A 20,928-nucleotide genomic window follows, 5' to 3' on the forward strand; every position below is an offset into this window, starting at 1 on the left:
ATTGAACCTAGGGGCGGTGGGCCCTGTGTACCTGTCGGCTGCCGCCGTACGGGTTGCCGGGCGCCCGGCGCGGCATTACCTGCGACGTAATCGACCAGGTGGGACGGGCCCGGGACAGTGGTGTCACCGAAGCCGGTCGGGCACACCGCCGACCGGGCCGGAGCACCGGAAACCACCCGTCCCCGCCGCCTGGAGGCAGACCGCCATGACCACGTCGACCTACCCCCTCGCCACGCTCGCCCGCACCACCGACCCCCAGGCGATGCTGCGCCGCTTCCTCGGCCTGGACGCGGTCGTGACCGCGGGCAACGGCATCGCCTACGCCGCCGCCTCGGGCCCCCTCGGCCGCTTCCTCGGCATCGACGCCGGGCTGCTGCTCGGCCTCGGCATCGGTCTCGTCCTCTACGCGGCGGGCGTCGGCCTGCTCGCCGCCCGCACCAGCCCGCCGCCGCTCGCCGTCCAGGCCGTCGTCGAGATCAACGCCGTGTGGGCGGTGCTCAGCGTCGTCGCGCTGGTGGCCTGGTTCTCGCCGAGCACGGCCGGGGCGGTGTGGATCCCGCTCCAGGCCGTGACCGTCGGCGGCTTCGCGGTGCTGCAGTACGCGGCGCTGCGGGCGGTGAAGGCCGGGTCCTGAACCGGGCCTCCCGGGAGCACATGCCCGTTAGGACATGTGCTCCTGAAGGAACTTCGCCGTCGCGGGGTCGGCCGGCAGCAGCGTCTCGATGGCCAGCTCGGCGACCGTCACGTCCATCGGGGTGTTGAACGTCGAGATCGACGAGATGAAGGACAGGACGTGCCCCGCGTGCTCGATCCGCAGGGGCAGCGCGAAGTAGGGCACGTCCGTCCCCGCCTCGAAGGCGTCGACGCCGGGGTCCGCCACCGGATAGGCCGCCACCTCGTCGTACACCGCGCGCAGCTCGTCCGAGCGCTGCAGCGCGATCTGCCGCTCCATCTGGTGCAGCAGATGCCCGCGCCACTCGCGCAGATTGCGGATCCTGGGGGCGAGCCCCTCGGGGTGCAGGGTGATCCGCATCGCGTTCAGCGGCTGCGTCAGCAGATGGTCCGGGATGCCGTCCAGCATTATCGCCAGACTGCGGTTCGCGGCGACCACGCCGTACGTCGCGTCGACCACCAGGGCCGGATAGGGCTCGTAGCCCGCCAGGAGCTGTTCGAGGCCCTCGCGCAGCGTGCCCATCGAGGGGTCGTCCAGCGGGGTCTCACGGAAGCGGGGCGCGTAACCGGCCGCCAGCAGCAGGGAGTTGCGCTCCCGCACCGGCACGTCGAGGTGGTCGGCGAGACGCAGCACGAACTCCTCGCTCGGGCGCGCCCGGCCCGTCTCGACGAAGCTGATGTGGCGGGCCGAGGACTCGGCGCGCAGGGCCAGCTCCAGCTGGCTGACGCGGCGTCGCTCGCGCCAGCCGCGCAACAGCGGCCCGACGCCGCTCGCGTTCTCCGGGCTGCTCCCTCTGGACGCGGCCTTTGCCTTGGCCTTTCCTGTGGCGTTCCCCTTGGCGGGCACGGCGGTTGTCATACGTAGACGGTAATCGAAGAGGTTTGTGGCAAGGTGAAATCGATTCCCGCCGGATACATTCCCCCGGATGGATTCCCCCTGGAAGGAGCGTGGCCATGACGACCCCCGAACCGCTCTCGCTGAAGGAGATCGAGGACCGTCTCGCGGAGCTGCCCGGCTGGTCCCTGGACGGCGACCGCATCACCCGTACCTACCGCCTCGGCTCGCACTTCGCGGCGGTCGGCCTGGTCGTCCACGTCGCGCAGACGCAGGAGGAACTGGGCCACCACTCCGATCTGACGCTCGGCTACAACACCGTGACGCTGGCGGTGAACACGCACTCGGCGGGCGGCGCGCTCACCGACCTCGACTTCGAACTCGCCCGCAGGGTCGAGGGGTTCGCGCCCTCGCACGGGGCCGAGTGAGCCGGGGGATGCTCGACTACGGCAAGGAGGCCGACCGGTACGACGCCTCGCGCGGCGGTGAGCCCCGGGCCGCCGCGGCGGCGTCCGCCGTCCTCGGCCTGGTGCCGGCCGACGCCCGCACGCTGCTGGACGTGGCCTGCGGCACCGGCCTGGTCACCCGGCGCCTCGCCGACCGGGACGGGCTCCGGGTGACCGGGGTGGACGCCGCGTACCGCATGGCGCGGATGGCGGCGGGCCGGGTGCCGGGCTCCGTCGTCCTCGGCGACAGCCGCAGGCTGCCGTTTCCCGACGGGGCGTTCGACGCGGTGAACACCGTATGGCTGCTGCACCTGCTGTCCGGCGCCGAGGAGACCCGGTCGGTCGTCACCGAGTGCGCGCGCGTGCTGCGGCCCGGCGGGGTCTACGTCACCACGGTCGACAAGGCCGCCTCGCACGACGTGGGAAGCGACATCGACGCGGTGCTCGCGCCGCGCCCGGTGCGGCTCGCCGTCGACCGGGCCGACGCCGTGACGGAGTACGCGGCCGAGCAGGGCCTGGTCCCCGTGGGGAAGGCCGGGTTCCGCGGCCATGGGCAGGGCCGCACGCCCCGCTCCACGGTCGACGACCTGCGCCGCGGCTGGTTCACGCGGATCCCGCCCGACGGTCCGCTGGCCGAGCGCCTCGCGGCGGGGCTCGCACGGCTCCCGGACCAGGACGTGGCGCGGGCGGACCCGCGGTTCCACCTGCGGGCGTTCCGCAAGGAGGGGTGAGCGGCGCCGGGGCGGCCGGGGCCGCTGAGGCGTCGGCCCCCGCTGCCCGAGGCCACTTTTGCACTTCCGGCAACACCATTTGTCGAACGGCGGGATCCGGTCGCAGGCTGGTGGTCGGGTTGCCCCACGAGGGCGCATACCTGGACACAGCGGCACCAGCAGAGGACCGGAAGGCGGCACAAGGCGATGGGTCACGACCATGGACAGGGCCACGGCGAGGGTCACGGACAGGGCCATGGGCATGGCCACGGGCACGGGCACGGCCACGGCGGCGACCTGGACTGGACCGGCATGGTCGGCCGGCTGGAGCGCTACGCGCGCCTCGCCGCGCCCATGTACGGCGAGGTGGCGGCCTGGCTGCGCCGCTGGGTCCCCGAACCCGGCGTCGTCGCCGACATCGGCAGCGGTCCGGGCGCCGTCTCCTTCGTGCTGGCCGACGCGTTCCCCAAGGCGCGGATCGTCGCGGCCGACCCCGAGGCGCAGCTCCTGGAGCGCGCCCGGGAGCGCGCGGCGGACGAAGGCCTGACCGACCGCTTCCGGACGGTGCGCGCCGCGCTCCCTGACGACATCGACGACGTGCCCCAGGCGGACCTCCTGTGGCTGTGCAAGTCGCTGCACCACGTCGGCGACCAGGGCGCCGCGCTCACCGCCCTCGCGGACCACCTGGCGCCCGGCGGTGCCATCGCCCTCCTGGAGGGCGGCCTGAACGCCCGCAACCTGCCCCGCGACATCGGCTTCGGCCGCCCCGGCCTCCTCGCCCGCCTGGAGGCGTCCGACGAGTCGTGGTTCAACGGCATGCGGGCGGGCCTGGACGGCTCGAAGGACGCGACGGAGGACTGGCCGGCCCTCCTGAAGGCCGCGGGCCTGCGGTACGAGGCCACCCGCAGCTTCCTCCTCGACCTGCCCGCGCCCCTCTCGGAGGAGGCCCGCGCCTACGTGGTGGAGGAGTTCACCCTGCGCCGCGAGATGCACGAGGGCCGGATCGACCCGGAGGACCTCGCCACGTTCGACCGCCTCCTGGACGCGGACGACCCGCAGAGCCTGCACCGGCGCCCCGACCTCTTCCTGCTGACGGCGCAGACGGTGCACGTGGCGGTCAAGGAGGCGTAGGCCGCACCAGAAGTGATGATCCGTCAACCGGTCTGTGGGAGCAGGCCGGTTGGCGTACGTTCGGGGCAGCGCCGTGCTGCCGGGCCCGGCCGACCGAACAGGGAGCCGCCCCGTGAGCGAACTGATGCGATGGGAGTCCGACGAAGGGCCCGTCGTGGTGGAGGTGGACTCCAGGGACCCGGGGTTCAGGTCCGTCTCGCGGCGCGGCGACGGCGAGGTGCACGAGGTCGAGGGCCGGTTCGAGTCGGCGCTGCACAATGTGCGCGGTGCGGCGATGTCCGCGCTGCGGACGTTCCGGGACCGTGCGCTGGACCCCGACGCGATCGAGCTGGAATTCGGCGTGAAGCTCAGCGCCGCCGCGGGAGCGGTCATCGCCAAGACGGCGACCGAGGGCCACCTGACGGTCAAGCTGACCTGGTCGCGCCCTGCGGTGGCGCAGGACGCGCAGAGCGATGTGCCGGGGCAGCGGGCCGGGGGTCAGTGAGCGACGCGGGCACGGGTGCTCCCGGACGCGCGTGGCCCGCCCGCCCCCCCCCGAAGGGGCGGCGCGGGCGGGCCACCGGGTGGAGCGGAGGCGTAGGCCTCAGACCACGTCGAACGTCGCCGGGTCCGGGCCCAGGCGGCGGTCCTCGTTCAGGGCCGAGATCGCGGCCATGTCCTCGGGGTCCAGCTCGAAGCCGAAGACGTCGATGTTCTCCTTGATCCGCGACGGCGTCACGGACTTCGGGATCACGACGTTGCCCAGCTGGATGTGCCAGCGGAGCACGATCTGCGCGGGCGTGCGCCCGTGCTTCCGGGCGATCGCGACGATCGCCGGGACCTCCAGGAGGCCCTTGCCTTGGCCGAGCGGCGACCAGGCCTCGGTCGCGATGCCCTGCTCGGCGTGGACCTCGCGGGAGGCGTGCTGCTGGAGGTGCGGGTGCAGCTCGATCTGGTTGACGGCGGGGACGACCGACGTCTCGGCGATGAGCCGCTCCAGGTGCTCGGGCAGGAAGTTCGACACGCCGATCGACTTCGCGCGGCCGTCGGCCTGGATCTTCTCGAAGGCCTTGTACGTGTCGACGTAGCTGTCCTTGGAGGGCAGCGGCCAGTGGATCAGGTAGAGGTCCACATAGTCGAGGCCCAGCTTCTCCAGCGAGGTGTCGAAGGCGCGCAGCGTCGAGTCGTGGCCCTGGTCGGCGTTCCACAGCTTCGTGGTGACGAAGAGTTCCTCGCGGGGGATGCCGGAGGCGGCGACCGCCCTGCCGGTGCCCTCTTCGTTGCCGTAGACGGCCGCGGTGTCGATGCTGCGGTACCCGGCCTCCAGGGCGGTCGCGACGGCCTTCTCGGCCTCGTCGTCCGGCACCTGCCAGACACCGAAACCGAGCTGGGGCATCTCGACGCCGTTGTTCAGGATGATCGGGGGGACCTTGCTCACGAGCTCTCGATCCTTAAGTCGTCGGGTGGTACTCCCATGGTCAACGATCAGGGGCGGTGCCGCATTCCTGGCCCGGCGGGTGATCTCCGCCGGATTGCCGGATCCTTCGGCCCCGGGCCCGCCGCCCCGGAAGGGCCGGCCCCGGCTCCGCCGCCCTTTTGGCCGGATGTCGCGCCGAGAACAGGAATTGATCGGTCCGGACCATTGACGGTGTCCCGTCATCCCGGGACCCTATGGCACAACAGTGAACGCAGGACACCCATATGAACGCGTGCGACGCCCGCGCCGCACCGCGCCGTCCCACCCGTGCCCCCACCGGCTCGCCCCTGAACCCCACATCTTCAGGAAAGGCACCGACATGCACAGCGACGACCAGCACCAGACCACCCATGAGCCCGTGCGTCGGCCCGACGCCGACGCCACCGCCTGGCAGACCCCCGAGTACGCGATCGTCGACACCGCCCTCGAGGTCACCGCCTACCGCCTCGCCGACCGGTAGACCCGCCGCCATGCAGCTGCAGGTGCTCGGCACCGCGGCGGGCGGCGGACTGCCCCAGTGGAACTGCGCGTGCCCCGGGTGCACCGGGGCGCGCGCCCACCCGGAGCGCCGCCGCCGGCACGCCGCGCTCGCCGTCCACGCGGGCGAGGACCGCTGGTACCTCGTCAACGCCACGCCCGACCTCGGCGACCAGATCGAGGCCACCCCGGCCCTGCACCCCGGCGCGGGCCCCGACGCACGGCGCACCCCGCTCGCCGGGGTCGTCCTGACCGACGCCGAACTCGACCACACCCTGGGCCTGGCCCGGCTGCGCGAGGCCCGCGACGGCGTCGAGGTCCTCGCGACCGCGCCCGTGCGCGACGCCGTGCGCGCAGGGCTGCGGCTCGACGCCCTCCTGGAGCCCTACACGCGCGTACGGTGGCGGGAACTGACACCCGGACACGCCCTGCCGCTGGGCGCGGGCTCGGCCGTCCACGTCGACGCCGTACCCATTTCGGCCAAGCGCCCGCGGTACGCCGCGGGCACGGGGCCCGACACGGACACCTGGTCCGTCGCGCTGCGCCTGACCGACTCCGGCACCGGCGCCGTCGCCCTCTACGCCCCCTCCCTCGCCGTCTGGAGCGACGCCTTCGAGGCAGCCGCACGCGGCGCCGACTGCGTCCTCGTCGACGGCACCTTCTGGGACGACGACGAACCGGTGCACGCCGGATTCACCGCCCGCACCGCCACCGCCATGGGCCACCGCCCCATCGCCGGCCCCACCGGCACGGCCCACCGCCTGGCCCGGCTGCCCGGCCGCGTCCTCTACACCCACCTCAACAACACCAACCCCCTCGGCGACCCGCACGCCGAGCAGTACAAGCTCCTCGCGGAGTGGGGCCTGGAGGTCGCCGTGGACGGGATGGTGATCGAGCTGTGACGACCACGGCCCCGGCGGCGCCCGCGGACCCCTGGACCCCGGACGAGCTCACGGACCGGCTGCGCGCCGTCTCCGCCGCGCGCTACCACGACCGCCACCCCTTCAACGTACGCATGCACGAAGGCGCCCTCACCCGCGAGGAGGTCCGCCGCTGGATCGCCAACCGCTTCCACTACCAGCGGCACATCCCCGTCAAGGACGCCCTGATCCTCGCCAAGTTCGACGACCCGGCGCTGCGCCGCTCCTGGCTGCGCAGGATCCGCGACCACGACGGGGAACGGGACGGCGAGGGCGGCATCGAGCGCTGGCTGCGGCTCGGTGAGGCCGCCGGGCTCGCGCGGGCGGAACTCCTGGACTCCGCACGGGTGCTGCCCGGGGTGCGGCTCGCCGTCGACGGCTACGTCACCTTCTGCCGGCTCCGGCCCGCGCTCGACGCCGTCGCCGCCTCGCTCACCGAACTCTCCGCGCCCGATCTGATGCGGACCAGGATCTCCGCCTTCGAGCGGCACTACCCCTGGCTCGACGCCGAGGGGCTCGGGTACTTCCGCACGCGCGTCGGGCAGGGCGGCCGCGACGGGCAGGAGGCGCTCGGCCTCGTCCGGGCGTGGGCCCGCACCCGCGAGGAGCAGGAACGGGCCGTCGCCGCCCTCGCGTTCAAGTGCGACGTGCTGTGGTCGCTGCTCGACGCCGTCGACCGCGGGCCCGCCGCCGAGTGGGCGGCCACGGCGGGAGGTGCCGGGTGAGCGGCCGCGACGCCGTACGCGACGCGACACGCGGCGACTGGCGCCCCGAGCTGGTCCGCTCGGTGCTGCTGCGGCACGACCGGGTGCGCGGCGTCGACCTGCTGGTGCTCCCCGAGCGGGTGGTCGTCCTGCGCGGGGCCGCGGGCTCCATCGTCGGGCTGTGCGACGGCGAGCGCGATGTCGCGGGCATCGTCGCGGAACTCCTGCGACGCCATCCCGACGCGCCGGTCGCCGAGGAAGTGCCGTCGTTCCTCGCGCGGTTGAGGTCCGAGGGGTGGCTGCGATGACCGAGCCCACGGGGCCTGCGCCCATCGCCCCGAACCCCGAGCCGCCCTGGGCGCTCCTCGCCGAGCTCACCCACGGCTGCCCCCTGCGCTGCGCCTACTGCTCCAACCCTCTCGAACTCACCACCAGAGCGGCGGAGTTGACGTCAGGGCAGTGGGCCGACGTCTTCGCGCAGGCCGCGGGCCTCGGCGTCGTACAGACCCATCTGTCCGGCGGGGAGCCCCTGCTGCGCCGCGACCTCGCCGAGATCGTCGCGGCGGCCGACGGCGCGGGCATCCACACCCAGCTCGTGACCAGCGGCGTCGGCCTGCACCCGGAGCGCCTCGATCGGCTCGTCGGGGCCGGGCTGCGCAGCGTCCAGCTCTCCGTCCAGCACGCCGACCCCGCGGCGGCCGAACGCATCGCGGGCGCCCGCGCGTTCACCGCCAAGGAACGCGCGGCGCGGATCATCGGTGAGGCCGGACTGCCGCTCGGGCTCAACGCCGTCCTGCACCGCGGAAACCTCGACGCGCTCGACGCCCTCGTCGAACTCGCCCTCTCCTGGGGTGCCGACCGCATCGAGCTGGCCCATGCCCAGTTCTACGGCTGGGCGCTGCGCAACCGCGACGCCCTGCTGCCCGGTCGCGCCCAGGTCGCGCGGGCCCGCGCCCGGGTCGAGCGGTGGCGGGAGCGGCTCGCGGGGCGCATGGAGCTGGTGTGGGTGGCGCCCGACTACGTCGACGGCGTCGCGAAACCCTGCATGGGCGGCTGGGGCGCCCTGTCGCTGACGGTCGCCCCCGACGGCACCGTGCTGCCCTGCCCCGCCGCGGCCGACCTGCTCGGCTCGGCCGCACCCAACGTCACCGAGCACGAACTCTCCTGGATCTGGCGGGAGTCGGACGCGTTCAACCGCCATCGCGGCGAGGCCTGGATGCGGGACCCCTGCCGGAGCTGCGAGCTGCGCGCGGTCGACTTCGGCGGCTGCCGCTGCCAGGCGTACGCCCTGACCGGCGACGCCACCCGCACCGACCCCGCCTGCCACCGTTCGCCGGACCACGGCGCGGTGCGCGCGCTGGTGGACGGCGTGCGCGACTCCATGAAGGACCCGCCCCAGTACGCGTACCGCACGCACACCGGCCTCTTGTAACTCCCCATCCCCGCAAGGGCCTTGGGGTCCTTGCGTTCATCGACTGTCAGGAAACCTTCCTGACATTGCAGAGAGGTAGGCCCACGTCATGTCCCGCACTCCCCGCAGAAGGACCGTCGCCCTGGCCGCCGCCGGCGCGCTGACCGGCGCGGCGGCGCTGACCCTGGCCGGACTCCCCGCCGCGCAGGCCACCCCGGCGCCCGCCGCGAAGGCGTCCGGCACCCTCCACGCCGCCCCCTACGAGTACCTCGGCTGGGGCGACCCGCAGAAGCCCACGGACGTGATGGCCGCGACCGGCGTCAAGTGGTTCACGCTCGCCTTCATCCTGTCCGACGGCGGCTGCAACCCGGCGTGGGACGGCACCCGCCCGCTGAAGGGCGGCTCCGACGAGGCCGCCATCAAGTCCATCCGCGGCGCGGGCGGCGACATCGTCGTCTCCGTCGGCGGCTGGAGCGGCGCCAAGCTCGGCGAGAAGTGCGGCAGTGCCACCGCGCTCGCGGGCGCTTACCAAAAGGTCATCGATGCCTACAAGTTGAAGGCGTTCGACATCGACATCGAGAACACCGAGTTCGGCAACGCCACCGTGCGCCAGCGCGTCGTCGACGCCCTGAAGATCGTCAAGACGAAGAACCCGGGTCTCGTCACCTATGTGACCCTGGGGACGACCCCGCAGGGCCCGGACGCCACCGGCAAGGACCTCATCAAGCGGGGCGCCGCCGCCGGACTGGCCAACGACGCCTGGGTGATCATGCCGTTCGACTTCGGCGGGCACAGCGGCACCATGGGCGACGCCTCCGTCAGTGCCATGGAGGGCCTCAAGAGCACGGTCAAGAGCGCCTACGGCTACAGCGACGCCGACGCGTACAAGCACACCGGCATCTCCTCGATGAACGGCAAGACCGACGTGGCGGGCGAGACGGTCACCACGGCCGACTTCAAGAAGATCCTCGCGTACGCCAAGGAGCACCACATCGCGCGCTTCGCCTACTGGGCCGTCAACCGCGACCGCGCCTGCGGCTCGGGCGGAGACGCCGGGGACTCCTGCAGCGGCGTCTCGCAGGCCCCGTACGACTTCACCAAGATCGTCGCCCAGTACGGAGGCTGAGATGAGGCATCGCAGGCAGACCACGAGGAGAGCGGTGCTCGTGGCGGCGGGCGCCGCCGTGGCGGCCGGCGCGCTGGCCGTCGGCGTCGTCCCGGCGGCGACGGCGGGACCGGCGCCGGTCGCCCCGGCCGCCGCGGCCGGCGAGCCGGGCGCCCCCACCACCCTCTCCACCGGCTGGACCATCCCCTGGGGCACCTCGTGGCTGCCCGACGGGTCGGGCGCGCTGGTCACCGAGCGCGACGACTTCCGGGTGTGGCGGGTCTCCGAGGACGGCAAGGACAAGAAGCAGCTCGGCACCGTCCCCGAGTCGCAGACCACCGGCGGCGAGGGCGGCCTGATGGGCGTCGCCGTCGACCCGGACTGGGCCACCAACCACTACGTGTACGTGATGCACACCTCGTCCGAGGGCAACCGCGTCGCCCGCATGACGTACGACGGGTCGACCCTCACCGGCTACAAGCCGCTGCTCAAGGGCATCAAGAAGAACAAGTACCACAACGGCGGACGCCTGGCCTTCGGGCCCGACGGCTACCTCTACGCCACCACGGGCGATGCCCAGGACAAGCCGCTCGCCCAGGACAAGGACTCCCTCAACGGCAAGATCCTGCGCATGACGCGGGACGGCGAACCGGCCCCCGGCAACCCCTTCGGCAACCACGTCTACAGCCTGGGCCACCGCAACCCCCAGGGCATCGCCTTCGACGACCGGGGCAGGCTCTGGGAGGCCGAGCTGGGCGATGCCAAGAAGGACGAGCTGAACCTCATCAAGCCGGGCAAGAACTACGGCTGGCCCACCTGCGAAGGCGACTGCTCCGTCGCCGGCATGACCAACCCCAAGAAGACCTGGGGCGTGGCGGAGGCCTCGCCGAGCGGTGTCGCGGTCGTCGACGGTGCCGTCTACATGGCGGCGCTGAAGGGCAAGCGCCTGTGGCGCATCCCCATCAACGCCGACAACGAGGACGTCGGCACCGCGAAGGCCTACTACGTCGGTGAGTACGGCCGCCTGCGCGCGGTCACCGCCGTGCCCGGGGCCAAGGCGCTGTGGCTGTCCACCACCAACGCCGACGCCAACGGCGGACAGCCGGACGGCTCCGACAAGATGTTCCTGGTTCCGATCGGCCAGGCGGCGGTTCCGATCGGCAAGGCGTCGCTGCCGGTCGGCTAGACGGCGGTGCCGGTCGTGCCGCTCGTACCGGTCGTCGTGCCGAGGTACGCGTCCCGCACCCGCGGGTCGGCGCGCACCTCGGCCGCCGTGCCCTGGGCGAGGACCCGGCCCAGGTCGAGCACGACCACGCGGGCGCACAGTTCCATGACGAAGGCGACGTTGTGCTCGACGAGCAGCACGGCGCAGCCTTCCTCGTCCGCCAGATGACGGATGACGGCCGACAGATAGCGGTGTTCGTCGGCCGTCATCCCGGACGCGGGCTCGTCCAGGAGCAGCACCCGGGGCGGGTCCGCGACCGCGCGCGCCAGCTCCACCATGCGGGCGAGGCCCGTCGGCAGCGCGCCCGCGTACTGCCCGGCGAGCGTGTCGAGGCCGCATTCGCGCAGTACGGCGGCGGCCCGTTCGCGCCGGGCCGCCTCGTGCCCGCGCCGGGTGGGCGCGGCCAGCAGGTCGGCGGCGAACCCGCCGCCTCCGCCCCGCCACTCCTGGGCGACCAGGAGGTTGTCGGCGACGGTCAGCTGGCCGAACAGCTGCTGGCGCTGGAAGGTGCGGCGCATGCCGTGCCGGGCGCGCCACACGGGGGAGCGGCGGGTGACATCGGTCCCGTCGAGCAGGACCCGCCCTCCGTCGGGCCTGCGGATGCCCGACAGGACGTCGAACAGGGTCGTCTTTCCCGCGCCATTGGGCCCGATGAGCCCGCACACCTCGCCCGGGCGGACGGCCAGGTCCACCCCGTCGAGGGCGCGGATCCCGCCGAAGCGGACGCCGACGCCCGCGGCTTCGAGGACGTGACCGCGCTGTTCGTTCACGGCCGCCCCACTCCCTTCGTCGTCGGTTCCCCTTCGCCCGCCGCCATGCCCAGATACGCCTCCGTGAGCCGGTCGGCGCGCACCTCGGAACGGGGACCGCACCAGGAGACGCGGCCCTGCGCGAGATACGCCACGGTGTCGGCGACCCCGAGGATCTCGGCGGCCTTCTCCTCCACGAGCAGCAACCCGGTCCCCGCGTCACGGAGTTCGACCAGGAGCCGGAACACGTCGTCGACCACGCGCGGCGCGAGGCCGAGCGAGGGTTCGTCGGCGATCAGCGCCTTCGGCGGGCGGTGCAGCAGCGGGGCGAGGGCGAGCAGTTGCTGCTCTCCTCCGGAGAGGGAGCCCGCGGCGACCCCGCGCCGGGCGGCGAGGCCCGCGAACCGCTCGTACACGGCGTCGCGTTCGGCGCGGTCCTTCAGGTGCAGGGCGAGGTTCTCGTCGATGGTGAGCGCGGGGAAGATGCCGCGGCCCTCGGGGGCGAGGAGGACGCCTGTGCGGGAGCGGCGGACGGGGCCGTCGTGGGTGGCGTCGCGACCGGCGACGTACACCTGGCCGTGCCGCGGTGTGATCAGCCCTGCGGCGGCCTTGCAGGTCGTCGACTTGCCCGCTCCGTTGGGGCCGAGCAGGGCGACGATCTCCCCGGGGCGGACGGTGAGGTCCACGCCGTGGAGGACGGGGGTGCCGTCGTATCCGGCGTGGAGGTCGCGCAGGGCGAGGACGGGAGGGCGCTCTTCCCTGGTCCCGGCAGGATGCTCTTCCCCGGTACGCGGAGGGCGTTCCTCGGCGATCCCTGGACGGCGTTCCTCCGCGGTCCCCGGAGGGCGTTCCTTCGCGGTCCCCGGAGGGCGTTCCTTCGCGGTCCCCGGACGGTGTTCCTTCGCGGTCCCCGGACGGTGTTCCTCCGTCCTCCCGCCCCTTCCCCGTTCCCAGGAGCTCCGTCCCCTGGACCTCCGCGATCGCCCTTCGGTCTCGTCCGCGACCGCCGGACCGGCCGGATCCTGGCGGCTTCGGCGCCGGTGCAACCGCACCGATACCGCCGCGCAGTACCCGTCCGGATCGTTCGCCAGGGCCAGGCCCGCCAGGCCGAACAGGATCACCGGGAGCTGGACGGACTCGGTCACGTACTCCGCCATCAGGTGGGGGACGATCGCGAAGACCAGGCCCGCCACCACCGCGAACTGCGGTCTGCGCACGCCCGCCGCGACCGCCACCGCCACCGCCAGCCAGATCAGACCGGTCATCGAGGTGAAGTCGGTGGCCGTGATACGGGTGTTGAAGGACGCGTACATCACGCCGCCGAACCCCGCGAGCCCCGCCGACAGGGTGAACAGGAGCAGCTTCGTGCGGACCACGGAGACCCCCGACGCCATCGCCGCCGCCGGGGCGGACCGCACCGCCAGCATCGCCCGCCCCGACGGGGAGTTGCGCAGCGCGGCGAGCGAGGCGACCGCGGCCGTGACGAGGACGACCATCGCGACGCCTATCGCGCGGTCGTCGGAGAGGTCGACGGGACCGGCGACCGGCCGGGGGATCTCCCAGCCCGTGTCGCCGTTCCTCAGCCACCCCAGCTGGAAGAGCACGTGATCGGCGAGGAGGGCGAGCGCGAGCGTCGCGAGGGCGAGCGAGCGTCCGCCGAGCCGCAGCGCGGGCAGCGCCACGAGCGCGCCGAGCGCCGCCGCGGCGCAGGTGCCGGCCAGCGCCGCCCCGGCGAACGGCCAGCCGTGGCTCATCAGGAGCCCGGCGACCAGCGCCGCCCCCGTCACGAACGTGGCCTGCGCCAGCGACACCATCGCGCCGAGCCCCGTCACCACGGTGAAGGAGACGAACACCAGCGAGATCGCGAGGCCTTGGGCGAGGATGCCGCTCCAGAAGGGGGTCGTGACCGTGTAGAAGGAGAGCGCGAGGAGCGCCGCCGCCACCACCCACGGGCCCCATCGGTGCGCCCACGGGCGGCCGGCGAGGTAGTCGACGGGCGGCGCGTCCACCGCCGCCGTGCCCGCGGTCCGCTGCCGCCGGGTCAGCAGGAGCAGCCCGGCGAAGAGGATCAGGAAGGGCACGGCGGTGCGGAAGCCGGTGATCCGCTCGGCGAAGTCGGCGTACCCCGCGACGAGGTTCTGCAGCACCCCGAGCCCGAGACCCCCGGCGAAGGCGAGCGGGACGGAGAGGAAGCGGCCGAGGACGGCCGCCGTCGCGGAGACGAAGAGGAACAGGGTGAAGTCGTGCGAGGACAGGCCGAGCAGGGGCGTCGCGAGCACGCCCGCCAGGCCCGCGAGGCCCGACGACAGCATCCACGCCACCGACGAGAGCCGGTCCGCGCTGATGCCGCGCAGCTCCACCAGGGAGCGGTTGTCGACGGCGGCCCGCAGCCGCAGGCCGAGCGGCGTGTGCCGCATCAGGATCCACAGGCCCACGGCGACCACCGCCGTGGTCACCCAGGTGATGAGCTGGTCGGAGTCGATGCCGACGCCGTCGGTCAGCTGCCAGGACGTGGCGGGGCTCGGCCCGACGCCCGGCAGGCCGAACTGGTTCTCGGCGGGTTCGACGGGGGCGCCCGCGTCCGCCAGGAGCTCCACCACCCACAGGCCGAGCGCGGGCAGGGCCACGAGCAGGCCGATGGTCGCCACGATCTGCGCGGTCTCGCCGACCTTCGCCAGCTTGCGGAACATCAGCCGGTCCAGGCCCCAGCCGAGCGCGGGGGCCACCACGACGACCAGGAGCAGCGCGGTGGGCACGGCGGGCCAGCCGAAGCCGGAGTGCAGTTCGTAGAAGGCGAGCGCGCAGAGGTAGGCGGTCGCGCCGTGCGCGAAGTTGAACAGGCCCGAGGCGGCGTAGGACAGGACGAGGCCCGTCGCGAGCAGGGCGTACAGCGCGCCCGAGACGAGTCCGCTCAGCACGAATCCCAGGAGGTCCGACATGGCGGCCCGCCCCTACTTGAAGGGGATCGGTTCGTAGCACGTGAACGGCGACGACACCGTGTACGCCCCTCCTTGAGCCGGACGAGGGCACCGCAGCCGAAGGACTCCTTCTGCCCCTTCGGCAGCCGGCGGTCACCGACCAGGGTGCCGGTGTCGGAGTAGCCGTCCGCGGCCCGCTGGAAGGAGTCGACGGTGAGGTCCTTGCCGGCCTTCTCGGCGATGGCGAGGAAGAGGTCGGCGGACATGTAGCCGGTCATCATGTGCATGTTGAGCGGCACGTCCTTGCCCGCCGCCTTCCTGATGTCCTTCTTGAACTGCCGCATGGCGGCGCTGTCCTGCTCGAAGGGCTGGAAGGTCAGCAGGACGTGCACGCCGTCCAGGGCCTTCTTCGTCGCGCTCTTGGCGAGCAGCCCCGGGTCGTAGTCGGTGGGGTCGGTGATGACGCCCTTGAACCCGGCGCGCTTGACGGCGGTGAACAGCCCGATGTTGTACGGGGTCTGCATGACGGAGACGACCACGTCCGGCGCCTTGCCGCCGTCGGAGCGCAGGATCTCCTTGGTGTACGCCGACCAGTCGCTCGGCACCGAGGTGGCGGGGACCGTCGACTTGGCGTACGTCACCTCGTACCCGGCCGCCGCGAAGGACTGCTTGTAGGTGCGGATGGCGAAGGTGCCCGCGTCGTTGTCGTTGGCGAGGATGGCGACCGACTTGCCCTTGGCGCCGCCCGTCACCTTCTTCAGGCCCTCGGGCCAGCTCTGGGTGATGGTGCCGCCGGGCATCGGCACCATGCAGCCGCCGAAGCCGTACATGTACGTCGGGCCGCAGAAGGGCGGGATGGTGCCCCAGCCGAACGTGGGCACCTTCTGCTGCTGCAGGAAGTCCGCGCCGGAGAAGGTGACCGAGCTCATCGGGGAGACGGCGAACACCTTCTCGCGCTGGACGAGCTTGCGGGCCGCCGCGAGGTTCTTGCCGGGGTCCTGCCCGTCGTCCTCCGCGCCCAGGTAGTCGATCTTCCGCCCGTGCACGCCGCCCTCGGCGTTGGCGCGGTCGAAGCGGGCCTTCGCGCCGAGGTCGGTGTCCTTCTTGCTGTAGCCGCTGGCGGTCGTCATGGAGACGATGCCGCCCACCTTGATGGAGTCGTCGGTCACCCCGCGTACGGAGCTGCCGTCCTTCGCCCCGCCGGAGCCGCCCGAACCGCCGCTGTTGGAGGCGGAGTTGCAGGCGGTGGCGAGCAGCAGGGCCGCCACGGCGGCGGTGATGGTGCGGATCGATCGCGACACGTTCGAGCCCCCTGAAGTCGAAGTGGGGCTGATTCTGAGCGCGACCTGACGAGGCGTCAATAACTGACGCGTCGGTAACTGATGAACCGTCAGGTTTGGGCGGCGGTCGTCCGCGACCGCCGCCGGGCGACCGCCTCAGGAGCGGTACAGCGCCTCGACCTCGGCCTCGTAGGCCTGCTCGATGGCCTTGCGCTTGAGCTTCAGGGACGGCGTCAGCAGCCCGTGCTCCTCGCTGAACTGATGGGCCAGTATGCGGAACGTACGAATCGATTCGGCCTGCGAGACCAGCGTGTTGGCGGCGACGACGGCCCGCCGCACCTCCGTCTCCAGGTCCGGGTCGCGCACCAGCTCGCCCGGCGGCAGCATCGGCTTGCGGCGCATGGTCAGCCAGTGCTCCACGGCCTCCGCGTCCAGCGTGACCAGTGCCGCGATGTAGGGCCTGTCGTTGCCGACGACGATGCACTGGGCGACCAGCGGGTGGTCGCGCACCCGCTCCTCCAGCTGGGCCGGCGAGACGCTCTTGCCGCCGGACGTCACCAGGATCTCCTTCTTGCGCCCGGTGATCGTCAGATAGCCGTCCTCGTCGAGCGAGCCGAGGTCACCGGTGGCCAGCCAGCCGTCGTGCACGGTGGCGTCGGTGGCCTTGGGGTCGTTCAAGTAGCCCTGGAAGACGTTCGCGCCGTGCAGCCACACCTCGCCGTCCTCCGCGATGTGCACCGTCGTGCCGGGGATGGCCTGGCCGACCGTGCCGTAGCGGGTGCGCTCGGGGGGATTGGCGGTCGCGGCGGCCGTCGACTCGGTGAGGCCGTACCCCTCGTAGATCGTCACGCCCGCGCCCGCGAAGAACAGGCCGAGCCTGCGGTCCATGCCCGAGCCGCCGGACATCGCGTGCCGCACCCGGCCGCCCATCGCCTCGCGCACCTTGGAGTAGACGAGCTTGTCGAAGAGCTGGTGCTGCATGCGCAGTCCCGCCGAGGGGCCGGGCCCCGTGCCGAAGGCCCTCGCCTCCATCGCGTCCGCGTACCGCACGGCGCACTCCACGGCCTTGTCGAACGCGCCCGCCTTGCCGTCCTTCTCCGCCTTGCGCCGCGCCGCGTTGAAGACCTTCTCGAAGATGTACGGCACGGCCAGGATGAACGAGGGCCGGAACGCGGCGAGGTCGGGCAGCAGCGCCGCCGCGTTGAGGTTGGGCTGGTGGCCGAGCTTGACCCGGCCGCGGACCCCCGCGACCTGCACCATGCGGCCGAAGACGTGCGCCAGCGGCAGGAAGAGGAGCGTGGTCGCCTCGTCGCCGCGCTTGGAGTGGAAGACCGGCTCCCAGCGCGCCACCATCACGTCCGCCTCGAACATGAAGTTGGCGTGCGAGATCAGACAGCCCTTGGGGCGGCCCGTGGTGCCGGAGGTGTAGATGATCGTGGCGATCGAGTCGGGCGTGACCGCGCGGCGGTGGCGGTGCACCACGTCGTCGTCGATGTTCCGCCCCGCGCCGTTCAGTTCGCCCAGCGCGTCGGCGTCCAGCTGCCACAGCCGGCGCAGCTGCGGCAGCCGGTCGATCACCGAGCCGATCGTCATCGCGTGGTCCTCGTGCTCGACCATCGCGGCCGAGACCTGCGCGTCGTGCAGCATCCAGAAGACCTGCTCGGCCGAGGAGGTCGGGTAGACCGGCACGACCTGGGCGCCGATGCTCCACAGGGCGAAGTCGAACAGCGTCCACTCGTAGCGGGTGCGGGACATGATCGCCACGCGGTCGCCGAACCGCACGCCCTGGGCTATCAGCCCCTTGGCCAGGCCCAGCACCTCGTCACGGAACTCGCCGGAGGTCACATCGCGCCACACGCCCCCGGCGTCCTTGCGGCCGAACGCGATGCGCAGCGGGTCCTCGAGGGCATGGTCGAACACGGCGTCGGCCAGGCCGCCCACCAGCGGCGCCGACGCCATCGGAGGGTTCGTGAACTCGCGCAATGATGCTCCTTGTGGCGCTCCGCACAGCGCCGTGACCGTACCCCACGGCGCGCGCCTCCGGGAGAGGGTTCAAGCGCGCTCGGTACGGACCATCGGCACTGGTCAGCCGCTGAAATACGGCCACAAGGGGAAGGGCCGGACAACTTACTTACGCAGGAGTAAGTTCCGGAGGCGTAATCTCCACCGAATCTGTACGCAGCAGTCACGGGGTTCGGGGGAAATCCGTACGAGGCGGTCACGTCGTACGAGGCGGGCGGCGCTGCCGTGGCGGCAGGTCACCGCGCCTCCTCCTGAACGCGCGGGACCCGCTCGGGAGTTCCCGAGGCCGCGACCGGCTCAGCCGCGGCCGTCGGCCGCCCCGCCGAGCGCACCATCACCAGCACCAGGACCCCCGCCACCAGCCCCGCCGCGCCCGCCGCCAGCGACGCCCCGTTCAGGCCCGACGCGAAGGCCGCGCGCACGGTGTGCTCGGGGACCGCGCCCCGCAGCGCCTCGGCGCCGCCGCCCGCGACGGCGTGCGCCGCGTCGCGGCCGAGCGAGTCCTGCATGCCCGAGGTCAGCACCGTCCCGAACAGGGCGACCCCGACCGCGTACCCGAGCTGGCGGAACGTGTTGACCGCGCCGCCCGCCATCCCGGAGTTCGCCGGCGGCACCGCGGCGAGTGCCGCCCCCGCCAGGGCGGGCGCCACCAGACCCGTGCCGATCCCCGCGAGCGTGAGCCCCGGCGTGAGGGCCGCCCACGACGACCCGGCGTCCAGCACCGCCATGCACAGCCCGCCCGCCCCGATCAGCAGCAGCCCCACGCCGATGAGCAGGCGCGGCGCCACCCCGTGCAGCAGCCGACCGCCCACCGCGGCCACCACGAAGGACGTCGCGGCCAGCGGCAGCAGCACCAGACTGCCGCGCACCGGGCTCATGCCGAGCACGGTCTGCAACCAGATGGAGAGGTACGGGATGACGCCGAAGGCCGCCGCGTTGTAGCCGACCGCGCCGAGCAGCACCCCGGTGAACGCGGGCTTGCGCAGCAGCCGCAGGTCCAGGAGCGGGTGCGCCACGCGCCGTTCGACCAGGACGAAGCAGAGCAGCGCGAGCGCCGAGACGGCGAACGAGGTGCCGGTGACCGCCGACGCCCAGCCGTCCGCGCCGCCGCGCAGCACCCCGTACGTACCCGCCCCCGCGAAGCACGCGAACGCCGCCGTGCCCGCCCAGTCGACCCGCCGCCCCGCGGGTCCCCGCGACTCCGGCACCACGCGCAGCGTCAGCCAGACCGACGCCACGCTCACCGGCAGGTTCACGAAGAAGATCCAGCGCCAGCCCGGCCCCTCGGTGAGCAGTCCGCCCACGATCGGCCCGAGCGCGGCCGACGCCCCGCTCACCGCGCCCCACACGCCGAGCGCGACCGACCGGTCCCGGCCCTGGTAGGCGGCGCCGAGCAGCGGCAGCGTCGTGGCGAACATCGCGGCGGCGCCCAGACCCTGGAGGGCGCGCGCCGCGACCAGCGCGTCCGCGTCCGACGCCAGTCCGCAGCCCAGCGAGGCCAGCGCGAACAGCGCGGTGCCCACGACGTTCAGCCGTCGTCTGCCGAGCACGTCGGCCGCGGCGCCGACGCCCAGGAGCAGCGCGGCCAGCGCGAGCGCGTACCCGTCGATCACCCATTGCAGATCGCTCAGCGAGGCGTCCAGCGCCCGTGCCATGTCGGGCAGTGCCACGACCACGATCGTCACGTCCAGCAGGAGCATGAACGTCCCGAGCGACACCGCTGTGAGCGGCCCCCATCTGCGCATTGCCTTCTTCTTCCTTCATCGTCCTCGTGGCGCGCACCGGGTGTGCGTGCCCTCGTACGATGGGGCGACGGCGGGCGAAACCGGTGCCCGGGAATCACCGAGCGCCGGAATTCGACATCAAGGGGGCCTTCGATGGGTGAATCCGAAGTCTTCGACGAGCTGGACCTCAAGCTTCTGCATGCCCTGGAGATCGACGGCAGGGCCCCCTTCAGCCGGATCGCCGCGGTCCTCGGGGTCTCCGACCAGACGGTGGCCCGCCGCTACCGCCGCATGGGCGCGGAGGCGGGCCTGCGCGTCGTCGGCGTCCGCGACACCGACCGGCTCGGCCGCGACCAGTGGATGCTGCGCCTGCGCTGCGCCCCGGAGGGCGCCGAGGCCGTCGCGGCCGCCCTGGCCCGCCGCCCCGACACGGCCTGGGTGCACCTCATGTCGGCCGGCACCGAAGTGGTCTGCATGACGCTGCCCCGCACCCGGGGCGACCACGACGACCTCGTCCTCGGCAAGCTCCTGCGCACCCGGCAGGTCGTCGAGATCACCGCGCACCAGCTGCTGCACCGCTTCTACGGCGGCCGCACCGGCTGGATCGGCAAGCACCGCCCCCTCACCGACGAGCAGGCCGCGGCCCTGCGCCCCGCGGCACGGCCGGGCGAGGCGGGCCCGGTCCGCCTCACGCCCGAGGACGACCCCCTCATCGCCGCGCTGAAGGCCGACGGCCGCGTCACCTACCCCGAACTCCAGCGCCTCACCGGCCGTTCCGAGTCCTCCGTCAAGCGCCGGGTCGCGACGCTCCTCGACTCGGGCGCGCTGTACATCGACACCGAGTACGACGCCGAACGGTTCGGCTTCACGGCCGCCGCCATGCTCTGGGTCACCGCCGAGCCCGCGGCCCTCGACGCGGTCGGCCGGGCGATGGCCGAGCACCCCGAGGTCGCCCACGTCTCCGCCATCACCGGCACCGCCAACCTGATGGCGAGCGTCGTCACCCGCGACACCGCCGGGCTCTACGCCTATCTGAGCGCGCGGCTCGGCGCGCTGGAGGGGGTGCGGCACGTGGAGTCGGCGCCCTACCTGCGCCGCTTCAAACAGCTCACCTACCCGCGCCCGGCACGCTAGCCCGCGGGG

At 73.0% G+C, this 20,928-nt stretch carries 20 protein-coding genes; 13 read left to right on the forward strand and 7 right to left on the reverse strand.

The window, feature by feature from the left end; genetic code table 11:
- Nucleotides 1-205: 205 nt before the first annotated feature.
- Nucleotides 206-634 (forward strand): hypothetical protein, encoded by a 429-nt coding sequence (locus tag AB0L89_RS29980; protein ID WP_365147601.1) that lies wholly within the window; start codon nt 206-208, stop codon nt 632-634.
- Between the two features lie 27 nt (nt 635-661).
- On the opposite strand, the gene AB0L89_RS29985 is transcribed toward AB0L89_RS29980, so the two are convergent.
- Entirely contained in the window at nt 662-1,531 is an 870-nt protein-coding gene (locus AB0L89_RS29985) for a helix-turn-helix transcriptional regulator (protein WP_365147604.1), read from the reverse strand.
- Nucleotides 1,532-1,626: 95 nt separating this feature from the next.
- Here AB0L89_RS29985 and AB0L89_RS29990 point away from each other — a divergent pair, with 95 nt between their 5' ends.
- The 4 genes from AB0L89_RS29990 (at nt 1,627) to AB0L89_RS30005 (ending at nt 4,278) form a co-directional block, all read left to right on the forward strand.
- Nucleotides 1,627-1,935 carry a 4a-hydroxytetrahydrobiopterin dehydratase gene (locus AB0L89_RS29990; protein ID WP_365147607.1) on the forward strand — a complete coding sequence of 103 codons (309 nt, stop codon included), beginning with the start codon at nt 1,627-1,629 and terminating at the stop codon, nt 1,933-1,935.
- 8 nt (nt 1,936-1,943) lie between these two features.
- The gene (locus tag AB0L89_RS29995; RefSeq protein ID WP_365147610.1) at nt 1,944-2,684 is read left to right on the forward strand and encodes a class I SAM-dependent methyltransferase; all 741 of its coding nucleotides are present in this window, start codon (nt 1,944-1,946) and stop codon (nt 2,682-2,684) included.
- Nucleotides 2,685-2,870: 186 nt separating this feature from the next.
- Nucleotides 2,871-3,794, forward strand: coding sequence for a class I SAM-dependent methyltransferase (locus tag AB0L89_RS30000; RefSeq protein WP_365147613.1), 924 nt, complete (start codon nt 2,871-2,873; stop codon nt 3,792-3,794).
- A 112-nt stretch (nt 3,795-3,906) separates the two neighbouring features.
- Complete coding sequence (locus tag AB0L89_RS30005; protein WP_365147616.1) at nt 3,907-4,278, forward strand: CU044_2847 family protein; 372 nt, start codon at nt 3,907-3,909, stop codon at nt 4,276-4,278.
- 99 nt (nt 4,279-4,377) lie between these two features.
- On the opposite strand, the gene AB0L89_RS30010 is transcribed toward AB0L89_RS30005, so the two are convergent.
- Nucleotides 4,378-5,169 (reverse strand): aldo/keto reductase, encoded by a 792-nt coding sequence (locus tag AB0L89_RS30010; RefSeq protein WP_365147894.1) that lies wholly within the window; start codon nt 5,167-5,169, stop codon nt 4,378-4,380.
- A gap of 400 nt (nt 5,170-5,569) precedes the next feature.
- On the opposite strand from AB0L89_RS30010, the gene pqqA reads away from it, so the two are divergent.
- From pqqA to AB0L89_RS30045, 7 genes are all read left to right on the forward strand, one after another.
- Entirely contained in the window at nt 5,570-5,710 is a 141-nt protein-coding gene (gene pqqA, locus AB0L89_RS30015; protein WP_365147619.1) for a pyrroloquinoline quinone precursor peptide PqqA, read from the forward strand.
- 10 nt (nt 5,711-5,720) lie between these two features.
- Nucleotides 5,721-6,629, forward strand: coding sequence for a pyrroloquinoline quinone biosynthesis protein PqqB (gene pqqB / locus AB0L89_RS30020; RefSeq protein WP_365147622.1), 909 nt, complete (start codon nt 5,721-5,723; stop codon nt 6,627-6,629).
- Nucleotides 6,626-7,372 carry a pyrroloquinoline-quinone synthase PqqC gene (pqqC, locus tag AB0L89_RS30025; protein ID WP_365147625.1) on the forward strand — a complete coding sequence of 249 codons (747 nt, stop codon included), beginning with the start codon at nt 6,626-6,628 and terminating at the stop codon, nt 7,370-7,372. The genes pqqB and pqqC overlap by 4 nt, the downstream gene beginning before the upstream one ends.
- Complete coding sequence (gene pqqD / locus AB0L89_RS30030) at nt 7,369-7,659, forward strand: pyrroloquinoline quinone biosynthesis peptide chaperone PqqD (RefSeq protein WP_365147628.1); 291 nt, start codon at nt 7,369-7,371, stop codon at nt 7,657-7,659. The genes pqqC and pqqD overlap by 4 nt, the downstream gene beginning before the upstream one ends.
- Entirely contained in the window at nt 7,656-8,783 is a 1,128-nt protein-coding gene (pqqE, locus tag AB0L89_RS30035) for a pyrroloquinoline quinone biosynthesis protein PqqE (RefSeq protein ID WP_365147630.1), read from the forward strand. The genes pqqD and pqqE overlap by 4 nt, the downstream gene beginning before the upstream one ends.
- Nucleotides 8,784-8,871: 88 nt before the next feature.
- Entirely contained in the window at nt 8,872-9,888 is a 1,017-nt protein-coding gene (locus AB0L89_RS30040) for a chitinase (protein ID WP_365147633.1), read from the forward strand.
- Between the two features lies 1 nt (nt 9,889).
- Entirely contained in the window at nt 9,890-11,053 is a 1,164-nt protein-coding gene (locus AB0L89_RS30045; protein ID WP_365147636.1) for a PQQ-dependent sugar dehydrogenase, read from the forward strand.
- Here AB0L89_RS30045 and AB0L89_RS30050 read toward each other — a convergent pair.
- From AB0L89_RS30050 to AB0L89_RS30070, 5 genes are all read right to left on the reverse strand, one after another.
- Entirely contained in the window at nt 11,050-11,862 is an 813-nt protein-coding gene (locus AB0L89_RS30050; RefSeq protein ID WP_365147639.1) for an ABC transporter ATP-binding protein, read from the reverse strand. The two genes, AB0L89_RS30045 and AB0L89_RS30050, sit on opposite strands and share 4 nt — an antisense overlap.
- The gene (locus AB0L89_RS30055; protein ID WP_365147642.1) at nt 11,859-14,780 is read right to left on the reverse strand and encodes an ATP-binding cassette domain-containing protein; all 2,922 of its coding nucleotides are present in this window, start codon (nt 14,778-14,780) and stop codon (nt 11,859-11,861) included. The genes AB0L89_RS30050 and AB0L89_RS30055 overlap by 4 nt, the downstream gene beginning before the upstream one ends.
- On the reverse strand, nt 14,753-16,060 hold the full coding sequence (locus AB0L89_RS30060) for an ABC transporter substrate-binding protein (RefSeq protein WP_365147645.1): 1,308 nt from the start codon (nt 16,058-16,060) through the stop codon (nt 14,753-14,755). Before AB0L89_RS30060 ends, AB0L89_RS30055 begins: the two co-directional genes overlap by 28 nt.
- A 135-nt stretch (nt 16,061-16,195) precedes the next feature.
- Nucleotides 16,196-17,998: an AMP-dependent synthetase/ligase gene (locus tag AB0L89_RS30065; protein ID WP_365147897.1), complete on the reverse strand. Its 1,803-nt coding sequence runs from the start codon at nt 17,996-17,998 to the stop codon at nt 16,196-16,198.
- Between the two features lie 299 nt (nt 17,999-18,297).
- Complete coding sequence (locus AB0L89_RS30070; protein ID WP_365147648.1) at nt 18,298-19,806, reverse strand: MFS transporter; 1,509 nt, start codon at nt 19,804-19,806, stop codon at nt 18,298-18,300.
- Nucleotides 19,807-19,938: 132 nt separating this feature from the next.
- Here AB0L89_RS30070 and AB0L89_RS30075 point away from each other — a divergent pair, with 132 nt between their 5' ends.
- Nucleotides 19,939-20,919 (forward strand): AsnC family transcriptional regulator, encoded by a 981-nt coding sequence (locus AB0L89_RS30075; RefSeq protein ID WP_365147651.1) that lies wholly within the window; start codon nt 19,939-19,941, stop codon nt 20,917-20,919.
- Nucleotides 20,920-20,928: the final 9 nt, after the last annotated feature.

Source organism: Streptomyces sp. NPDC052114 (assembly GCF_040680155.1).
Classification (GTDB): Bacteria; Actinomycetota; Actinomycetes; order Streptomycetales; family Streptomycetaceae; genus Streptomyces.

What these genes read in the sequence shown, in the direction of transcription:
- AB0L89_RS29980 (WP_365147601.1), top strand. Translation starts at nt 206, where the DNA reads ATGACCACGTCGACCTACCCCCTCGCCACGCTCGCCCGCACCACCGAC.
- AB0L89_RS29985 (WP_365147604.1), bottom strand. Translation starts at nt 1,531, where the DNA reads ATGACAACCGCCGTGCCCGCCAAGGGGAACGCCACAGGAAAGGCCAAG.
- AB0L89_RS29990 (WP_365147607.1), top strand. Translation starts at nt 1,627, where the DNA reads ATGACGACCCCCGAACCGCTCTCGCTGAAGGAGATCGAGGACCGTCTC.
- AB0L89_RS29995 (WP_365147610.1), top strand. Translation starts at nt 1,944, where the DNA reads ATGCTCGACTACGGCAAGGAGGCCGACCGGTACGACGCCTCGCGCGGC.
- AB0L89_RS30000 (WP_365147613.1), top strand. Translation starts at nt 2,871, where the DNA reads ATGGGTCACGACCATGGACAGGGCCACGGCGAGGGTCACGGACAGGGC.
- AB0L89_RS30010 (WP_365147894.1), bottom strand. Translation starts at nt 5,169, where the DNA reads ATGCCCCAGCTCGGTTTCGGTGTCTGGCAGGTGCCGGACGACGAGGCC.
- pqqA (WP_365147619.1), top strand. Translation starts at nt 5,570, where the DNA reads ATGCACAGCGACGACCAGCACCAGACCACCCATGAGCCCGTGCGTCGG.
- pqqB (WP_365147622.1), top strand. Translation starts at nt 5,721, where the DNA reads ATGCAGCTGCAGGTGCTCGGCACCGCGGCGGGCGGCGGACTGCCCCAG.
- pqqE (WP_365147630.1), top strand. Translation starts at nt 7,656, where the DNA reads ATGACCGAGCCCACGGGGCCTGCGCCCATCGCCCCGAACCCCGAGCCG.
- AB0L89_RS30040 (WP_365147633.1), top strand. Translation starts at nt 8,872, where the DNA reads ATGTCCCGCACTCCCCGCAGAAGGACCGTCGCCCTGGCCGCCGCCGGC.
- AB0L89_RS30045 (WP_365147636.1), top strand. Translation starts at nt 9,890, where the DNA reads ATGAGGCATCGCAGGCAGACCACGAGGAGAGCGGTGCTCGTGGCGGCG.
- AB0L89_RS30055 (WP_365147642.1), bottom strand. Translation starts at nt 14,780, where the DNA reads ATGTCGGACCTCCTGGGATTCGTGCTGAGCGGACTCGTCTCGGGCGCG.
- AB0L89_RS30065 (WP_365147897.1), bottom strand. Translation starts at nt 17,998, where the DNA reads ATGGCGTCGGCGCCGCTGGTGGGCGGCCTGGCCGACGCCGTGTTCGAC.
- AB0L89_RS30070 (WP_365147648.1), bottom strand. Translation starts at nt 19,806, where the DNA reads ATGCGCAGATGGGGGCCGCTCACAGCGGTGTCGCTCGGGACGTTCATG.
- AB0L89_RS30075 (WP_365147651.1), top strand. Translation starts at nt 19,939, where the DNA reads ATGGGTGAATCCGAAGTCTTCGACGAGCTGGACCTCAAGCTTCTGCAT.